Consider the following 17,783-nt stretch of genomic DNA (forward strand, 5'->3'; position numbering starts at 1 on the left):
TGGAAGGAAGCCCTGAACCAGTTCTCACTCTTCTTCGAGGACCGGCTCAGCATCCAATGACCACAGGGGACTTACACGAAGTCCCTTACACGCCCGACTTTCCGTCATCCCTCGGCATTCCGGGCCCGGTGGGCGGCGACGCGCACCCGGGTGGCACAGCGGGGGGTGCAGAAGCGTTGTGGTGTGCGGCGGCCAGTGTCGATGTAGAAGCGGTCGCAGCCGGGTGCGGCGCAGCGTCCCCAGGCGCAGGTGCCGCGTTCGCTCAGCCACAGGCCCAGGGCGAGGGCGCAGGTGGACAGGAGCCAGTGGGTGAGGCCGGCGGTGGGGGGTGCCTGGGTGTGCAGCGACCAGGGGCGGCCGGGGAGTCGGACGAGGCGGGGGTGGGGCGGGTGGCGGTCGAGGAGGGTGTTGATGGCGGCGGCGGCCTGGTCCTCGTCGTGGAGGGTGAGGATGCGGGTGATGTGGCGGGCGGCTTCGCGTAGTTCGCGGGCGTCGGTGTCGGTGAGGCGGAAGGGTGGTCCGCCGTGGTGTTCGAGGAGGGCCTGGAGGTCGGCGGCCTGTGCCCGGGGGTTGTCGTGGAGGGTGTTGGCGAGGTCGGTGATGAAGTGCAGGCCGCGGGGGTTGGCGGCGGGGTCGTCGGTCATGGGGTGGTCCTTTTCTGATCGCCTGTCACTCCCATGGTAACGTCGGAATCACTGTTTAGGCGTTACGAAGTGGGGTGGGCATGCGTTTCCCGGATGCAACGTGCGTGCTGGTCGTCGGAGGGGGCCCGGTCGGCCTGGCCCTGTCCGTCCTGTTGTCCGGGCACGGTGTGCAGCACCTGCTGGTGGAGGCCCGCCCGGGCACCTCACGCCACCCCAAGGCGCGCGGGGTGTCGGCACGTTCAATGGAGATCCTGCGGCGCTGCGGCCTGGAGGAGGAGGTGCGCCGGGCCGGGCTCCCGGCCTCGCACGTGTTCTTCTACCGCGGCCGCAGCCTGGTCGACCCCGACTTCGTGCGCACCGGGCCCGGGCACGCGCCGCAGGAAGGCGGCGGGCGTACCCCCTCCCCCGGCCTGATCTGCCCCCAGGACGCACTGGAAGCCGTCCTCGCACGGCACGCCCGCACACTCGCGCCCGCCCATGTCGCCTTCTCCGCCCGGCTGCTCTCCTTCACCCAGGACGACCGGGGAGTGCGCGCACTGCTGGAGGACCGGACGACCGGCACACGGCAGTGGGTGCACGCCGACTGGCTCGTGGGCTGCGACGGCGCGGCCAGCACCGTGCGCACGGGCGCCGGGATCGCGATGAGCGGGCCCACCGGCCTGGGCCACTACCTGAGCATCCGCTTCGAGGCGCCGCTGGGCGAGGTCGTGGCCGACCGGGCCAGCGCCTCGTACTTCCTCACCACCCCGGGCCGCGGCGGCTTCCTCGCCGTCGACAACGACCGGCACTGGATCTACCAGTACCCCCTCGACCCCCGACAGGACGACACCACCGCCCTCGCGGGCGACCACCACCGGCTCGCCGAGCTGGTCCGCGACGCCGCCGGCCTGCCGGACCTCCAGGTCGCCGTCCAGGACACCATGACCTGGCGAGCGGACGCCCGGCTCGCCGACTCCTACCGCAGGTCACGGGTCCTGCTCGCCGGCGACGCCGCCCACGTGATCCCCCCGACCGGCGGACACGGCATGAACACCGGCATCGGCGACGCCGACAACCTGGCGTGGAAACTCGCCGCGGTCACCGCCGGCACCGCCGGCGAGGCCCTCCTCGACACCTACCAGGACGAACGCCGCCCCCTCGCCCGCCAGGTCATCGACCTGTCCCTGGCCAACTCCCGTGCCGCCGGCGGCTACCGGATCGACGACGAGCTGCTGCTCACCGCCGCCTACCGCTCCACCGCCGTCCTCACCGACCCCGACACCCCCGCCCGCCCGCCGCTGGACCCCGCACGCGAACACGGCCACGGCGGCCCCGGCACCCGCGCACCACACCTGCCACTGACCGGGGCACCCGGATCGTCCTCCACCCTGGACCTCCTCGGCACCACGTTCACCCTGCTCACCCCCTCGGCCGCCGCCTGGCAGCGCCAGTACGACACCGCCGCGGCCGCGGGCCTGCCCCTCACACTGCGCCCCCTCACCGCACCCCACGCGCAGTGGACCGACCTGTTCGGCATCCCCGCCACCGGAGCCGTCCTCATCCGCCCCGACGGCCACACCGCCTGGCAGGCACCCCACCCACCCACCGACGACGCCACACTCCTCCACGCGCTCCACCAAATACTCTCCACACCACCCACCCCACACTGACCACCCCGCCCCGGCCGGGGCGCTGGAGAACCCGGCCGGGGCGGCGGGCCGGCCCTGCGGCCGGGGCGGGACGGCCCCCGGCACGAAGTCCCGCCGGCCAGCGGGTTTCCGAGGCCTGCGGCACCGGCCCGATGACCCGCGGCTCAGGTCCCGGCCAGGCAGGTCCCACCGACCTCACCGCCGGCCCGGGAGGGGGAGTCGGCCCCACCCCGGGCGGGGGCCGGCGGGCTGGGCCGGTCGTCGGGAGGGGCCTTGCGGCGGCAGTTCTTCTAACGGCGGGCAGGGTCGGGGTAGACCTCGAACGGCTTTTCACCAGGGCGGCGGGGAGCCAGCAGTGTGCTGTAGTGGCGGTCGAAGGAGAGTAGGACCGGCCGCATCAGGCGCCAGGCCAGAACGGCGTTGACGCAGTCCGCCAGGCCGAGCGCCTGGCCCTGGTGGCGGCGCATCAGTTCTTCGGCCTCAGCGAGCAGCGGCCGGTCGACGTGCGGAAACTGCACACGGCCCTGTCCGGCGAGCGCGCCGAGGCGGGTGACGGCGTTCACCGCCTCGCTCTCCCCGGCCCGCACGGTCAGCAGGTGGTCCAGCTCGGCGAGGACCAGCGGGGAGATGATCAGGATCCGGGCGGCGTTCAGCGCCTCGACGCCCAGGCGGTGGTGGTCGTCCTTGCCGTTGAACGCAGCGAGGAGCACGCTCGTGTCCGCAACCGCGAGTACCGGCGCGGCGGCCGTCACAGGCCGAACCCGTGTGCCAGGTCCTGCCCGGCGCGCTCGGCGAGGTCGTGAGGGCCGTCGAACAGCGCCCAGTCGGCGAACTCGCTGTCCCCGACCGTGCCGGCCGGCAGCTTGAGAGTGCCGGCGGCGTACTCCAACGCCAGCGCCTCCGGCGTGCGGCCCAGCACCGCCGCGAGCTCGCGCAGCAGCGCGGCATCGGTGCCCGAGACCGTCACCGACGCGACGATCGGCTGCTCCATGCGTGACGGCTGTGCCGGCTCGCTCTGCGGACTCATCGGGTTCCGTCCCTTCCTGCCTGTGCCAGGTGCCTGGCGGCGGTGCCCGCCGATGACGGCCGTGGGGATGTGCGTCCCGGGCCGGCAGGCACCACCGGCAGCGTAGCCGTACCCGGGACCCACCGGGCCGCATCCCGCCGCTCCGCCACCAAGCCCCGACGGAATCCGTGCGGTGGGTCCGTCGCCGGCGACGACAGGGAGGGCGGGCGCGGTGTCGTACCGCAGCGGCTGACCGGGTCGGGGGTCGCATGGCTGCGCGAAGCGCAAGGTGGTGGTGCGCTGCCGGCACCGCGGTGCTCCCGCATCACGCCCTGGCGCACCCGCGCAACTGCCCGCTCATGTCGCCACGACAGGAACGGACTGCTGTGCTGTAGTGATTTACCGTGATCACCCGAGATTCGAGGCGCAGGTCGACTGCTGTTGCCGTGGTGTGCTGCACGTCGGTCCTGTTGCTCTCCGCGTGTGGCAGCTCAGGCGGACGGCCCGCCGGACTCTTCTCGGCCAGCCCGGCCCCTTCCGGTCCCACGACGGCCGCTGCGGAGAAGGCCCGCGGGATTGCCGAGGCGACCGTCCTTACCGCAGCTGATTGGGGCGCCGGCTACGAGGCCGTCGAACACGAGGGGCCCGAGCCGGAGTACCAGCGGGCGGACGACTCCTGCCGGTACCGAAATACCTCGCCACCGGCCTCGCTACTGGCTCAGCAGGTCAAGTACGTCGCCTTCCCAGGGGCGGCGGTCAATGGCTCGACCATGGTCGACGTGTACCGCACCACCGACGCCGCGCACCAGGAGCTTTCCACAGCCAGGTCGGACAGCGCACGGTGCCCGACCTCTGTCGGGGACAATGGCACTACCATCACGGGAACCCACGAGGTCCCCCCGTTGAACGTACTCGCCGACCTCGCCGACCAGGCCTACTTCGAGACCGGTGAGCTGGTCTCCGGAACGCCGTCCGCCGGCACCGCGCCTCGCTTCTACGCCTTCGTGGTGGGCACCCGGGGCCCCGTCGCCGTGACCGTCGTCGTCAACCAGGACGAGCCGGGGGAAGACGTCCGACAGGTCCAGGATCGGGCAGAGCAGGCGCTGAGGACCGCGCTCACCAAGCTCCGCCAGCAGGGAATCTGACCGGACGCGAGCTCGCGGCGGTCTTCCTTGCCAGGGCCAGCGGGCCGGCGCCGACGAGGAGGTCGCGAGGCTGCCGGCCGGCCACGGCCTGGACGCGACCGACCTTGGGCGACCATCCCGCCGGGCGACCGCAAGTGCAAACACCGCCGCCCGTCCCCGTCCCGAATCCGCTGGTCGTACCGTCCTCTGGCCCTGCCACGCCTCAAAGTCACGTGCCGGATCGCAGAGCAACCAGATCCACGTCGGTTTTCTAAGCCATACGCGCTGCCTTCGTCGCCTTCGCTCCGAGCGCGTCGATCATGGCGTCGAGGGGCTTGGCCGCCTCTGCCGCCGCCCGGGCCGGATCACCGGAGCGGATCGCCTCGTACAAGCCTCGATGCAGGTGAACCGGCGGCTCGGGCAGGTCGCCGAGGGCGTTCGAGCGCCGCAGGCTCTCGGCCACCGCACTGGTCAGCCCCTGGTACAGCTCGATCAGGACGACGTTGTGCGATGCCTCCAGCACCGCGCGGTGGAAGGCGACTCCGGCCGCGACCCGGTCGGCCTCCCCTACGCCGTCGCCGTGGAGCCGATGCCAGGCGTCTGCGAGCCGGTCCAGGTCCTCGGATGTGCGACGCTCGGCCGCCGCCCGCGCCGCTTCCACCTCCAGGGCCCGGCGCGCGGCAAGGATGTCGCGCAGGTCCACCGCACCGAAGCGCCGCCGCAGGATGCCTTCCGTGTCGGTGCGCGCCCGCACGTAGACGCCGTCCCCGTGGCGGATCTCCAGCACGCCGGCGTGGGCCAGCGCCCGAACCGCCTCCCGCATCGTGTTCCTCGCCACGCCGAGCAGTTCCATCAACACCGGCTCCGGCGGTACGCGCTCGCCCACCCCCCAGCGCCCGGAGGCAATCTCCTCCAACACGGCTTCTACGATCTGCTCGACGCGTGAACTCGACCCGACCTTCAACATCTGCTCTCCAAGATCACCAGAGGGTCAATGATTGACTGTCTGACAGGTGACATGATTCCCTTCCCGGCATGGATCTCGCAACCCGGGCAACTCCCCCGACCACCAACACCGTTCACCGCTCCGGCCGCCTCCGGACTGGCGGCACCGAGCTGAGCTGGCACGCGGACCAGACCACGACGCCGGTGGTGTTCGTTCACGGCTCCTTCGACGACCACACCAGCTGGGACGGCGTCGTCCCACTGCTCCCGCCAGGCGTCACAGCCGTCCGATACGACCGACGCGGCCACTCCGGCAGCAGCGCGCCAGGCCGGACCGTCATCCACGAACACGTCGGCGACCTGGTCTCAGTGATCACCGAGCTCTCCGGCGGCAGTGCCCACGTGGTGGGCCACTCCTACGGTGCCCTCGTCTCGCTCATGGCCGCCGCCCGTCACCCGGAACTGGTCCGCAGCGTACTGGCCCACGAGCCGCCCGCCTTCCCCCTGCTCACCGGCGACCCCGTCGGCGAACCGATGCGCGACGCGGCCCGCGCGCACGTCATCACGGTGGCCAAGCACATCGAGGCGGGCCACACCGACAAGGCCGTCGCACTCTTCGCGGAGAAGGTCGCCTTCGGCGAGCACTGGCAGGAACTGTTCGACGGACCGCAGCGCACCATGCTCGCGGCCAACGCCCGTACGTTCCTGGACCAGTTCCGCGACCCCGACCACTACGCGCTGGATCTCAACGCGCTGGCCTCCGGCCCCGTCCCGATCACCCTCACGGTGGGCACCAACGGCCCGCCCGCCGTTCGCCGGATCACCGAGCTCCTCGCCGAACGCCTGCCCGCCGCCACCGTCCACACCATCACCGGCGCCGGCCACGCGCCCCACCTCAGCCACCCCGCCGAGTTCGCAGCCGCCCTCGCCCGCCACCTAGACCGCACCCGCCGGCCCTGACACCGCAGCCCGTAGCGCATTGCCCCACCAACAGGCAACGGAACCGTCACCGGCACCCCAGCCGAGCAGCGCCTCAACGCCCTCACACAGCCTGGCACCCCAGGATCGCACCACCTGCCAGATGGAGCGGCCCACCAAAGCCGAGCTCTGCAAACGCGCCATCGACCTCGACACCCCCACCGATCCACCGGGCCCCGCGGCGAACTCCAGCACGCCCCATCGAACATACCGAGCGCCAGGCGCCTATGACGGTTCATCAGTTAGTCGGACTCAGTGAGCAGCGGCCGGTCGACGTGCGGGAACTGCACACGGCCCTGCCCGGCGAGCGCGCCGAGGCGGGTGACGGCGTTCACCGCCTCGCTCTCCCCGGCCCGCACGGTCAGCAGGCGGTCCAGTTCGGCAAGGACCAGCGGGGAGATGATCAGGATCCGGGCGGCGTTCAGCGCCTCGACGCCCAGGCAGTGGTGGTCGTCCGGCAGGGACGTGGACGCGGGCACGGGCGTGCGCATGCGGGCCGGCGGCGGGTGGCGGTGTGCGGCGGCGGGTGGCGGCGGCGCATCAGGCGTGGCCGGGGGCCGGTTGTGGCTCGGGCCGGGGTGACCGGCCGGGCCGGGGAAGCAGGAGCGGGCTGGCCAGGACCAGTAGTCCCGCGGCCACGAGGACGGTGCGCGGGCCGGTGGCGGCGGCGAGCAGTCCGCCGAGCGCGGTGAGGGCGGCGATGGACGCCTGCTGGCTGATCGACCACGCCGTCAAGGTGCGGGCGAGGAGGTGCTGGGGCGTGCGTTCGAGCCGGTAGGTGGCGACCACCGGGGTGAACAGGCTCATGTTGATGACGATCGCCAGCTCGACGGCGATCACGGTGACAAGCCCGACGGTACCCGGACGCACGAAGGCCAGGCCGATCAGCCAGACGGCGCGCAGGGTGCCGACGGTCCGGAAGACCCGCTCCCGGCCGTAGCGGGCCACGACCCGGGGCGCCAGCCGGGATCCGACGAGCCCGCCGAGACAGGGCACGGCGAAGGCGAGCCCGTACTGCCAGGGCGCGAAGCCGAGCCGGCCGAGCAGGAGCACCGCCAGCACCGGCTCGGTCGCCATGATCAGGCCGGAGACGAGCATCGTGTTGAGGCAGAGCGCGCGCAGGCCCCGGTCGCCCATGATGTGCCGCCAACCGTCGAGCAGTGCGCCCGCCCGCAGCGGGCCCTTCCCGGCCGGCCGCACCGGCGCCTGCTCCCGGCCTCCGATCGCGGCGACGCCCAGCGCGGACAGCAGGTAGCTGAGTGCGTCGGCCACGACAGTGACGACCGGCCCGAACACGCCGACCGCCGCCCCGCCCAGCGGCGGCCCCACCGCGATCGAGCTCCAGTTCGTGGACTCCAGCCGCGCGTTGGCCACGAGCAGGTCCTCCGGCGGCACCAGGGCCTTGAGGTAGGCGCCGCCGGCCGCACCGGACGCGATCCTGGCCGCGGCGACCACCACCGAGACCACGAACAGCTGGACCAACCCGAGCCGGCCCGCGGCATAAGCAAGCGGGATGGTCGCCAGGGCCGCGCACCGGGCCAGGTCCATCCCGATCATGACCGGGCGCTTGCGCCGGAACTCCACCCACGGCCCGAGCGGCACCGCGACCAGCGCACCCACCGCCGGCCCCGCCGCGGACAACGCGGACACCTCGGCCGGACCCGCGTGCAGCACCAGCACCGCGATCAACGGTAACGCCCCGAACCCCAGTGCGGACCCGTACGCACTCACCGCGTACGCCGCCCAGAACCGGCCGAACCCCGGCCCCAACGCCTTCCCGCCCGCCATACCCGCCATGCCTGCAGCACTCCCCTCCAACACCCCCGGCCGTACAAGCCAGTTGACCGGTGAGAGCTAACCGGGCGGCACAACAGCAGGTCAAACAACCAGCATGCCCACCAGACACAACCTCGAGTTGTTCATCGTCACCGCCGCGACCGGGAACGTCCACCGGGTCCACGCAGGCGGGCCACGAACCGTCCGGACGTCACGGGGCGCTCCCACCCGCCCGGCCGAGACACGCCGACACAGAGGGTCAGGGCCCGCAGGCCCACGGACCACCAGACGCAGCAATGACAGGGCGATCGTGCACCGACACAGCACGAACACCGTGTGCTACCGGCCGGCGACGACGGCCCCAGCCCGCAGCAACCGGACTCCGGCGGACGCCCAACCGGACCGGGCCCGCAAGAACACCGTGCGGAGCCCGATCCACCGGATCAACCAGACCACCCCGGCCAGGCCGAACCCTCAAAGGCCTTCGGGTTAAAGGAAACTGAATGATCATCAGCGAAAACCCGAGAGTCGTAGGTCGTGTATGCGCGGGGCCGGCCTTGGAGCTTTACTGATCGTTTCAGAATGCCGCCCGGAGTCGTCGCAGGCAGATGATGCTGCAGGCGAGTTCGAGGAGACCCTGGTGGAGGTCGGCGGTCGCTCGTAGCGGATGCGGACTCGCTTGAACTGGTGCAGCCGGGCGAACGCACGCTCGACGACCCAGCGCACCATGCCCAGTCCGGAACCGTGGGCAACGCCGCGTCGGGCGATCAACGGTTTGATGCCGCGCTTCCACAACAGGCGGCGGTACTTGTCGAAGTCGTAGCCACGGTCGGCGTAGAGGCGCCGAGGCTTGCGCCGGGGGCGTCCCCGTAGGCCCCGGATCGACGGGATCGCGTCGAGAAGCGGCAGGAGCTCGGTGAAGTCGTGGCGGTTGCCGCCGGTGAGCGTGACAGCGAGCGGGGTTCCGTGGCTGTCGACGATCAGGTGGTGCTTGGAACCGGGACGGGCGCGGTCGACGGGCGAGGGGCCGACATGGTCCCCCCTTTGAGGGCCCGGACATGCGAGCCGTCCACGGCGCAGTCGTCCAGGTCCAGCGAGTCCGCGCGGCGTAGTTCGGTCAGCAGGGCGGCGTGCAGGCGGGGCCAGACGCCCGCTTCGGTCCGGTCCCGCAGCCGGCGCCAGGCCGTGACGCCGGAGCAGCCCACGATCTCGGTAGGGACGTCGCGCCAGGCAACGCCGGTCCGCAGCACGTACACGATGCCGGCGAGAGCCGCCCTGTCCGGGATGCGAAGTCGTCCGGGATGCGAAGTCGTCCGGGAGAAGGTGGCAGCAGCGGAGCCACCCGCTCCCACAGGTCGTCCGGAACAAGATCGGCGCGCACCTGGACACCCTGCAGACCAAGATCGCCGAGCGCAAGACCCGCAGTTCAGCTCACCCAGAAACGATCAGTGGAAGCGTTGGATCACATCTCCCGCCGGGTGGTCGGCCAGGGGATCTCCTGGAGAACATCCTCAGGAGTCGGCACCGCATCCGGGTAGTGCTGGCGGATCTCCCGGACTACCGAGGCATCTGCGGTGCAGAGATCCCAACTCGTGCTGTCGAACTCCCGCAGCACCACCCTCAGCTCGTCCCCTGCATACCCCGCGAAGTCCCCGTCAACAAACTGAAGATCCGGCGCGACCAGGGCCAGTAGCTCCAGGGTGCCGATCCCGGCACCGGAGGAAGCCTTCTCGATCTCGGCAAACCTGGTGACCAGTCGAGCATCGTCGATCCGCACCTTCCAAGTGAGACCGAGCCCAAAGCTCCCGAGGCGCACGAGTAGTTCCGCCAGCGTGACGTAGTACCGATTGGAGGCGCGGTCCTGCCCAGGAAAACGGTCACGCCAGGCCGCGAAGGTGATCGACTGAAATGCGCCAGGGGACCTTGCCATCGATGCGGGCTCCGTTCGCTTGCGAGGATCAGTGTGCTCTCACATCATGATCTTCCTTGACTGCAGCTGCAGATCATTTTGAAACCGCCAGTTAGCGAACACGCCGGTAGGCACCGACCAGGCCCCCGCCCCCCGGGGCAGCCTTCTCGGGAACGGTGCTGGCATCGTAGGAGCCATGAAACCAGCAGGAACGACACCGGAACCGGATGCACCGACACACAGCGGCCTCACGGCCCTGGCCGAGGTGGCGTGCCGCTACCGGGCGGACGAGGTCCGCCCGGAGGACCTGCCGATGATCGCTGCTGAGGCGCTCGCGGCCGGGCTGGACACCCCGACGCTGTGCGAGCTCGCCGGCTGGCCGCGCACCGCGGACGCCCACGACATCCGCACCGCGTTCGAGCAAGCACTCTCCGAGTCCGGGATCGAACTGCCCGATCCGCGGCTGGCACGGCGCCACGCCTTGCGCCGGCTCGCGGCGAGGCTCGTCGCTGGAGAGGTCGGTCCCGCCGACCTGACGACGGACGACTGGTGGGAGACGGAGGCCGAAACCGCGGAGGAGCGATCATTCGTCGAGCTGATCCCGCAATGCGTGTGCTGCCTTGAGTACACCTTGAGTCTTGACCAGCAGACGTGGGCCGCCGAGCTGCGGACCGCCGCGCTCGCCCTCACATCGTCCGCGCCCGTCGGGCCCGGCTGTTGATCCGACTGATTCGACCGTGACGGCCTGCTCACCCCCGCGATGACGCAAACCGGTCGAGCGGGATTCACCGAAGTCACCGCTCAGCGGCCTGCTGCAACAGCGCCCGCGCCGAGTCCGCGCAAACGCACGGCGCTCTTCTCGTCGAGCCCGAAGACCCCGGCGAGGTGGAACGGGCCCGGGCTCTGGATCACGGCATCTTCGAGCTGCCGGTCGACGCGGAGCCGCTCCGGCATCGCGACCCGGCCGCGCATCGCGGCGCTGCGCACCTGCGGCGTCGCTCCCCCGGCTGCTCCTCGGTCGGCGGCGACACCCCTCGGGGCGTCGACCGCCGCCGCAAGGGCACCACGAACACCCTCGCCGCGCCCCGCTCGGTCCGGGCCGCCCGACTGGACGGCGCCCCGGGGCATGGGATCCTGGACAACCCCTCCGCCCGCAACGGCAGGACGGCCCTGCGTCGCGGAGTGCAGTGCGCGGGGCCGGACCGGGTGGTCGGGGTGGTGGGAGTTGGCGGGGGTGACCTGCCGCAAGGACCCGCACCGGGGCGGACGACCGGCGAAAGTCGCGTGACCCTCCCCACCGCACCGGCGACACTGACGCCATGACTGGTTCCGCTCTGCCACGACTGCTTCGACCGCGCGCCCTGAGGCCCGGAGATCTCGTCGTCATCGCCTCGCTGTCCGGTCCGCTGGCGGCCGCTCACGAGCCCAACGTCGAGCAGACGGTGGTCGTGCTCGAGCGGATGGGATTCCGCGTGCGCCGGGCTCCGCTGCTCCAGGCGGGACGCCGCCACTGGTGGAGCGCGGCCAGGCCGGCGGAGATCGCCGCGGAGCTCAACGGTCTTCTGCGCGATCCCGAGGTGCGCGCGATCGCCGCGAGTGACGGCGGCCAGACGGCGCTCGGCTACCTCGACCTGATCGACGTCGAGGCGATCAGGGCCGACCCCAAGCCGATCCTCGGCTACAGCGACATCTCGCTGCTGCATCTGGTGCTCTACGCACGCACGGGTCTGGTCGGGTTCCACGCCGACATGGCCGTCCCCGGCTTCGGCGGACACTGGCAGGCTGCGCCCGTGGCGCGCCGGGCAGAACTCGAGAACCTCTACTCCGGGTTGCTGACCGGCACCGAGGCGATCGGTGCACTGCCTGCGAGCCCGTTGTGGGAGTGCTGGCGTCCCGGCCGTGCCGAAGGCCCGCTGATCGGCGGGGTGATCAATCGCATCGTGCTGGCGCAGGCGACGCCCTTCGCGCTGCCGCTCGAACGGTTCGACGGTGCGGTGCTGTTCTGGGAGGAGACGGGCGGCCTGGCATCGCACCTGTGGAGCTATCTGCAGGTGCTGCGCCACTGCGGCATCCTCGACCGGATCTCCGGCATGGTCGTGGGCGTTCCGCACGAGATCAGCGGACTCGGGCCCGGCGCGTCCCCGACCCTGCCCGAGATCGTCCTCGACGTCCTCGGCGACCGGGACATCCCGGTCCTGGGCAACGTCGAGTTCGGCCATGCCGGCCCGAATCTGCCGATGCCGGTCGGCATCCGTGCCGGCCTCGATGCGCAGCAGCGGACGTTGTCACTGCTCGAACCGGCGGTAGTGCCCCACACGATGACGGGACCCATCACGCCGAGCACCGCGGATCAGTGAGCCGACGGCCCCCGGCAGTACCCCTCCCGGGGGCCGACTCACGCCTCGACAGCCGCCAACCCCGAACTCGCCTGTCCGGCCCGTCAGGAGGGCCGTGAACACCCGGTGGCACGTGTTGAGCCAGAGGCCCGGCTCCCGACGTCAGGGATCACCGGCCCGGTGAACGCACGCGGTCACAGCACTAGGGTGAGCCGACATGGACCTCGAAGCAGTGCGCACCTTCGCCGCCATCGCCCGGGCTGGCCAGTTCCAGAAGGCCGCCGCCGACCTGTCCCTCACCCAGCAGGCCGTCTCCAAACGCGTCGCCGCCCTGGAACGCGACCTCGGCGTACGGCTGTTCACCCGCACCCCGCGCGGCGCCGAGCTCACCATCGACGGACAGGCGTTCCTGCCCCACGCCCGCGAACTGCTGCGCGCCGCCGAACGCGCGGCCGCGTCCGTACGCTCCACCCGCCGCCCGCTGCGCGTCGACGTGATCAACTCACGCGGCGCGCAGTCCGGCCTGCTGCGCGGCTTCCACCACGCCCACCCGCAGACCGACCTCGACGTGCTGATGCTCCTCGACATCGACACGGCCGTCACCGCGATCCGCTCCGGCACACTCGACGCGTCCTTTCGCGCCGTCACCGCGCCCGGCCGGCCCCTGCCCGGGGACGTCGAGTCCGTCCGGGTCCTCGACGAACCGCTCCACCTCCTCACCGGCCCCGCCCACGCCCTGGCGAACGCCAAGTCGGTGACCCCCGCCCAGCTCGCCGGCCACCGGATCTGGATGCCCGGCATCGCCCCCGGCACCGAGTGGGGCGCCTACTACGACGACCTCGCCGCCGAGTTCGGCCTCACGATCGAGACCACCGGCCCCAACTTCGGCTCCGACGCCCTCCTGGACACCGTCGCCGACACCCCGGCCCTGGCCACCTTCATGGGCGAGCACACCCGCCTCGTCTGGCCCGCCGGCCACGACCTGCGCCGCATCCCGGTCACCGACCCCGTCCCCGTCTACCCGCACTCCCTCCTGTGGCACCGCGACAACCCCCACCCCGCCCTGGCCTCCCTGCGCGCCCACCTCACCGCCACCGCCCCCGGCCACGACACCCCCGGCACCTGGACACCACCCTGGACGAACGCGCGCTGAACACCCCCCGCGAATTCGCCGCCCGCGTCACCCCGCGGGCAGCGAACCCGGGCCGGCGGGCGGGGCGTCACCGCCGGGTGGCCCAACGCCCTTGCGGCCGGAGCCTTCCATGGGCCCAACCGGCGCTACGAGCGCCGAGCCGGCCACCCTTTCGCCATCGTCACCCTGCCCTCCTGCCCCGCGGTTCCGACGCAGGCCGCACTGGGAGCGCGGGGCACGGACGGCTCAGGCGCCGGGGGCGCGGGAGGCCACGGACCCCAGGAAGCCGTCCAGCAACGAGCGGTCGGCGCCCGGCACCAGGTGGTAGCGGAAGGCGCCGCCCTCGCCGCACACGGTCGCGGCCGGCCAACCGAGCGCCTCGTACCGGGCGCGCAGGTAGCCGCCCCCTGAAGCGACGACCTCGGCGCCCTCGGGCGAGACCACCACAAGGTGGGTGGCGCCGCATCCGCACCCAACACACACCAGCGGGATCGCGCCCATCCCCGCAAGGCGTTGCAAGGCCGCCGGGTAGGCGAGTTCACGACCGGGGCACACCGACACGCTCGAACGACTCGACATCCGGCCAGCCTACGAGCAGGGCGCCCCGAGCGCGACACTCTTCCGAAGCAGCCGCCGCCGGGCACCGGGCGGCCCGCACGGAAGGACACCCGCGGACAGGGCCCGAAGCAGCGGCGGACGTCCCGCGTCCTCTCCTGCCGGGCCTCGCCACCGGCACCCCGGCAAGGACCACCGGGACTCCCGGCACGGGCGGCCGGGGCTCCCGCGCGGCCGCAGCCGCTCCTGCCCCCGCCCGCAGCCCCGCCCGGACACGGCCGGGGCACGGCCGGGGCACGGCCCGGACGCGGCCCGGACGCGGCCGGCAAAAAAGCCCGTGCCCCGCACGGGCAGACGGGAGCACAATCACCCCGTGACGGACATGCAGACATTGCGGGACACGGTCACCGGCTGGGCCGCGGGCGGCCCCGGCGCGCCGGCGGGCGAACTGGCCGCACGACTGCGCGTGCATACCGCCGTACTGGTCGAAGGACCCAGCGACCTCGCTGCCGTCGAGACACTCGCCACCCGCCACGGCCGCGACCTGCCCGCCGAAGGAGTGTGCGTCATCTCCATGGGCGGGGCCATGAACATCGCCCGCTACGCCGCCCTCCTCGGACCGCCCGGGCTGGGCCTGCGCCTGGCCGGACTCTGCGACGAGAACGAACAGTCCTTCTACGACCGCGGCCTCGAACGGGCCGGCGCACCACGCCAGGGCTTCTTCGTCTGCGTGGCGGACCTGGAGGACGAACTGATCCGCGCCCTGGGCGTACCCCGGGCCGAGGAGATCGTCCGGACCGAGGGCGACCTGCCCGCCTGGCAGGCCTTCACACGCCAGCCCGCGCAACAGGACCGACCCCCGCACCGGCAGATGCGACGCTTCCTCGGCACGAAGAAAGGCCGCAAGATCCGCTACGGCCACCTCCTGACCGACGCCCTCGAACCCGGGCAGGTACCCGCCCCCCTCCACAACCTGCTCGCACACCTGTAACCGGAACCCCGGCCGACACCCGCCACCCACGGGGCGGCCAGGCGCGGCACGACCGCCCGAGGGACGGCGGGCGCGCCGCCACCCGGTGACCTTGCCGCTTCGGGGCTGCCGGCGCCGGTAGTCCTGGCCCAGGGCGCCGCCCGGCGCTCCGGGACCACCCAGCCCGTCACCCGCGTGCCGGGAAGCGGACCCCGGGCCCGGCTCCGCACCGCCGGTCTCAGCCGGTCTCAGCCGGTCCGGACAGCGTTCCCGGCCAAGGCGTGCCCGTTCGGCATCAGGGGCGAGCCCCGGGCTCCGAGCCGGCTGCCGGCTCGGGCCGGACCCGGTGGCCGTACCCCCGCACGGTGGCGGCAGCGAGGAGGGCGACGACGCCCCCCAGCACCATGACGGTGGCGGGGGAAGCGCGGTCCACCACGAGGCCGCCGGTCAGGGCACCGATCGACAGGGTCGCCTGGAAGGACGAGGTGAACAGCACGCCGGCCGCCTCCGGGGCGTGCGGGGCCGCGGTGAGGAACCAGGTGAGGGAGCACGCCGGTACGGCGCCGTACGCCGCGCCCCAGAGCGTCAGCAGGACGGCGGCGCCCGGAGCGCCGGTGCCGAGCAGGGGCAGCAGCAGGGTCGCGGCGGCGATCAGCACGGCGGCCGTGCCGAAGACCGGGCGGAGGGCGCCTGCCGCGCGGCCTCCGGCAAGCACGTTGCCGAGCAGTCCGGCGGCGCCGTACACGAGCAGGAGGCCGGTGACCAGGCCAGGGCCGGCGTGGGCGGTGGCCTCGAGGAACGGGGTGACGTAGGTGTAGCTGCCGAAGTGGGCCAGCACGATCAGGAACGTCACGACGAGGCCGGTCCGGGTGCCCCGACCGGCGAGCAGCCCACGCAGCACGCCCAGGCCGGTGCTGGTCAGCGGGGGGAGCGGTGGAAGCGACACCAGCAGGGCGGCCAGGGTCAGCAGGCTCAGCGCAGCCATGACGAGGAAGGCGGCGCGCCAGCCGGCGAGCGAGCCGAGGAACACGCCCGCCGGTACGCCGAGGACCGAGCCGAGCGGGACAGCCGTGAAGAAGAGGGTGGTGGCCCGGCCCTGCCGGTGCTCCGGGACGAGCCGTGCGACGAGCCCCGAGCCGATCGACCAGAAGGCCCCGATGACCAGGCCGAGGGTGACCCTGGCGGTCAGCACGGCCCAGTAGGCGGGGGCGAAGGCGTTGAGGAGATCCGCCAGGATCAGGAGCAGCACCAGGGCGCAGAGCATGGTCCGCCGGTCGGCGCGCCTGGTCGCCACGGTCACCACCGGTGCGGCGACGGCGGCGACGATGCCCGGGAGCGTCATCATCAGCCCGGCGGTGCCGTCGGAGATCCGGAAGGTCGCGCCGATCGGGGTCAGCAGGCCGATCGGAAGGATCTCGGTGGTGACGATGGAGAACACACCCGTGGTGACAGCCAGTACGGCGGGCCAACCACCGCTCCGCCCCGGGACGTACGGGCGGCGAGGGCCGTGGCCGGGTGGGCGCGGAGCGGGGTGGAGGGCGGTGTCGGCCATGCCGGAGGTCCTGTCCGTGGATGGTGGGTGTCGCCACGAAGTCCACCAAGCGGGCAGGGGGTTGGTCTGGCGTGAATCCGACCTCGACGTCCGGGCCGTCCCGTTCGCGGCTGGGCCGACGGAGCGGGCGACCGGACCGGACTGGGCTGCTTCTCGACGGACGGCAGGTGCGTCGGGGCGGTGCCCCTCCCGCCGTGTCAGCACCCGCCGGGGCAACGGCACACAACCACGCACGCCTCCCACCAGTCGGCGACTACGCGTGGACCCCGCAGCGCCGCAGGGCCTGCGCCAACGACCAGGGATCGCCCCTCCCCCTCGTCACCGCCACCGCCACCGCCACCGCCACAAGTCCCACCGCGCCGAGGGGCTCCCATCGCTCGCAGGCCCGTCCACTGCCCCTACGCCGCCGAATGGGTCTCCAGCGAACTCCGCTGGAACCTCGCCGCCGACGCTGCGTCGGCCATGCCGGCCGGGCACGGACGCGGGCACGACCACGCGCGCGCCAGGACGGGGGTGAGGCCGCCCGATCCCCCGGGCCGTGCAGGAGGGCCCCGGCGCTCCGGGCGGTGCCGTCGGGTCATCCAGAGGGCGTACAGGGTTCACCCAGACGGGCTGTCACACAATGGCGACTTGCCCGGGACGACCAACACCCGTACCCGTCCGGCGCCTCGGCAGGCCCAGGGGACGTTCATGCCCGCATCAGACCCTGGGGGGAACGCGACCAGACCCGCCGGCCCGCCGCCCTCGCGGCGGACAGCGGACACGGCCGTGTGAACGACCCGATTCCCACGTGACGGCCCGCCGTCCGTGACCGGCGGACCGTCACACCCTCCCGGGCGCGCTACCGGCGGGGCCCGCACCCGGATCCGCCACCGGCGCCATCGGCAGAGCGCGCCCGGCGCCACGGCCGGAAACCGCATCAGAAACGCCAGCGCCGACGGGACCCGGTCGGCGGTGCAGGCGCGGGGCCGGGGCCGAGGACGCTGGGGACCGGCCCGGTGACCGCGACAGGCACACAGCCCCGGCCGCGGGTGTCGGGGTGTCCGGGTGTCCGGGTGTCCGAGCTGCGGCCCGGGACCCGCCGACCGGCCCGCGAAATGGCACGTACACCGATCAGAATCTTTTTCGCCGCTGGACCTGCCGCCTTTGCGTCCGGGTCGGCACATGCTGAAGATCAAGCTTCAGAATTTTGCACAGGTATGCGATTATCGGGCGCGCGAGTTGTGCG

General features: G+C 72.5%; 17 protein-coding genes and 1 pseudogene. 7 read left to right on the forward strand and 11 right to left on the reverse strand.

Features of this window, described 5'->3' with window-relative positions; genetic code table 11:
* Positions 1-104 precede the first annotated feature (104 nt).
* The gene (locus ACFC1F_RS37160; protein ID WP_376165250.1) at positions 105-644 is read right to left on the reverse strand and encodes a CGNR zinc finger domain-containing protein; all 540 of its coding nucleotides are present in this window, start codon (positions 642-644) and stop codon (positions 105-107) included.
* Between the two features lie 80 nt (positions 645-724).
* On the opposite strand from ACFC1F_RS37160, the gene ACFC1F_RS37165 reads away from it, so the two are divergent.
* Positions 725-2,293: an FAD-dependent monooxygenase gene (locus ACFC1F_RS37165; RefSeq protein ID WP_376165252.1), complete on the forward strand. Its 1,569-nt coding sequence runs from the start codon at positions 725-727 to the stop codon at positions 2,291-2,293.
* Positions 2,294-2,562: 269 nt separating this feature from the next.
* Here ACFC1F_RS37165 and ACFC1F_RS37170 read toward each other — a convergent pair whose 3' ends face one another.
* Positions 2,563-3,024, reverse strand: coding sequence for a PIN domain-containing protein (locus ACFC1F_RS37170; protein WP_307853561.1), 462 nt, complete (start codon positions 3,022-3,024; stop codon positions 2,563-2,565).
* Complete coding sequence (locus tag ACFC1F_RS37175; RefSeq protein WP_376165254.1) at positions 3,021-3,263, reverse strand: hypothetical protein; 243 nt, start codon at positions 3,261-3,263, stop codon at positions 3,021-3,023. The genes ACFC1F_RS37170 and ACFC1F_RS37175 overlap by 4 nt, the downstream gene beginning before the upstream one ends.
* Positions 3,264-4,180: 917 nt before the next feature.
* On the opposite strand from ACFC1F_RS37175, the gene ACFC1F_RS37180 reads away from it, so the two are divergent.
* Positions 4,181-4,423, forward strand: a complete 243-nt coding sequence (locus ACFC1F_RS37180; protein WP_376165256.1) for a hypothetical protein — start codon at positions 4,181-4,183, stop codon at positions 4,421-4,423.
* Between the two features lie 250 nt (positions 4,424-4,673).
* Here ACFC1F_RS37180 and ACFC1F_RS37185 read toward each other — a convergent pair whose 3' ends face one another.
* Positions 4,674-5,369 carry a FadR/GntR family transcriptional regulator gene (locus ACFC1F_RS37185; RefSeq protein ID WP_376165258.1) on the reverse strand — a complete coding sequence of 232 codons (696 nt, stop codon included), beginning with the start codon at positions 5,367-5,369 and terminating at the stop codon, positions 4,674-4,676.
* 68 nt (positions 5,370-5,437) lie between these two features.
* On the opposite strand from ACFC1F_RS37185, the gene ACFC1F_RS37190 reads away from it, so the two are divergent.
* Complete coding sequence (locus tag ACFC1F_RS37190) at positions 5,438-6,307, forward strand: alpha/beta fold hydrolase (RefSeq protein ID WP_376165260.1); 870 nt, start codon at positions 5,438-5,440, stop codon at positions 6,305-6,307.
* 260 nt (positions 6,308-6,567) lie between these two features.
* On the opposite strand, the gene ACFC1F_RS37195 is transcribed toward ACFC1F_RS37190, so the two are convergent.
* From ACFC1F_RS37195 to ACFC1F_RS37210, 4 genes and pseudogenes are all read right to left on the reverse strand, one after another.
* Positions 6,568-6,804, reverse strand: coding sequence for a hypothetical protein (locus ACFC1F_RS37195; protein ID WP_376165262.1), 237 nt, complete (start codon positions 6,802-6,804; stop codon positions 6,568-6,570).
* A gap of 61 nt (positions 6,805-6,865) precedes the next feature.
* Entirely contained in the window at positions 6,866-8,113 is a 1,248-nt protein-coding gene (locus tag ACFC1F_RS37200) for an MFS transporter (RefSeq protein WP_376165277.1), read from the reverse strand.
* Between the two features lie 565 nt (positions 8,114-8,678).
* Positions 8,679-9,482, reverse strand: a pseudogene (locus ACFC1F_RS37205) (IS5 family transposase).
* Positions 9,483-9,563: 81 nt separating this feature from the next.
* Positions 9,564-10,031 carry a hypothetical protein gene (locus tag ACFC1F_RS37210; RefSeq protein WP_376165264.1) on the reverse strand — a complete coding sequence of 156 codons (468 nt, stop codon included), beginning with the start codon at positions 10,029-10,031 and terminating at the stop codon, positions 9,564-9,566.
* A 292-nt stretch (positions 10,032-10,323) separates the two neighbouring features.
* Between ACFC1F_RS37210 and ACFC1F_RS37215 the strand changes: the two genes are divergently transcribed.
* Positions 10,324-10,731 carry a hypothetical protein gene (locus tag ACFC1F_RS37215; protein WP_376165266.1) on the forward strand — a complete coding sequence of 136 codons (408 nt, stop codon included), beginning with the start codon at positions 10,324-10,326 and terminating at the stop codon, positions 10,729-10,731.
* 80 nt (positions 10,732-10,811) lie between these two features.
* On the opposite strand, the gene ACFC1F_RS37220 is transcribed toward ACFC1F_RS37215, so the two are convergent.
* Positions 10,812-10,997 (reverse strand): hypothetical protein, encoded by a 186-nt coding sequence (locus ACFC1F_RS37220; RefSeq protein ID WP_376165268.1) that lies wholly within the window; start codon positions 10,995-10,997, stop codon positions 10,812-10,814.
* 332 nt (positions 10,998-11,329) lie between these two features.
* Here ACFC1F_RS37220 and ACFC1F_RS37225 point away from each other — a divergent pair, with 332 nt between their 5' ends.
* Both ACFC1F_RS37225 and ACFC1F_RS37230 read left to right on the forward strand, forming a co-directional pair.
* A complete protein-coding gene (locus ACFC1F_RS37225; RefSeq protein ID WP_376165269.1) occupies positions 11,330-12,367 on the forward strand; it encodes an LD-carboxypeptidase in 1,038 nt (345 codons plus the stop codon).
* 196 nt (positions 12,368-12,563) lie between these two features.
* A complete protein-coding gene (locus tag ACFC1F_RS37230) occupies positions 12,564-13,499 on the forward strand; it encodes a LysR family transcriptional regulator (RefSeq protein WP_376165271.1) in 936 nt (311 codons plus the stop codon).
* A 225-nt stretch (positions 13,500-13,724) separates the two neighbouring features.
* Here ACFC1F_RS37230 and ACFC1F_RS37235 read toward each other — a convergent pair whose 3' ends face one another.
* Positions 13,725-14,057: a hypothetical protein gene (locus tag ACFC1F_RS37235; RefSeq protein ID WP_376165273.1), complete on the reverse strand. Its 333-nt coding sequence runs from the start codon at positions 14,055-14,057 to the stop codon at positions 13,725-13,727.
* Positions 14,058-14,415: 358 nt separating this feature from the next.
* Here ACFC1F_RS37235 and ACFC1F_RS37240 point away from each other — a divergent pair, with 358 nt between their 5' ends.
* Positions 14,416-15,024 (forward strand): TOPRIM nucleotidyl transferase/hydrolase domain-containing protein, encoded by a 609-nt coding sequence (locus tag ACFC1F_RS37240; protein ID WP_376165279.1) that lies wholly within the window; start codon positions 14,416-14,418, stop codon positions 15,022-15,024.
* 274 nt (positions 15,025-15,298) lie between these two features.
* Here ACFC1F_RS37240 and ACFC1F_RS37245 read toward each other — a convergent pair whose 3' ends face one another.
* Complete coding sequence (locus ACFC1F_RS37245) at positions 15,299-16,555, reverse strand: MFS transporter (RefSeq protein ID WP_376165275.1); 1,257 nt, start codon at positions 16,553-16,555, stop codon at positions 15,299-15,301.
* Positions 16,556-17,783: the final 1,228 nt, after the last annotated feature.

Origin of the sequence: Kitasatospora sp. NPDC056181 (genome assembly GCF_042266225.1) — a bacterium.
Lineage (GTDB): Bacteria > Actinomycetota > Actinomycetes > Streptomycetales > Streptomycetaceae > Kitasatospora.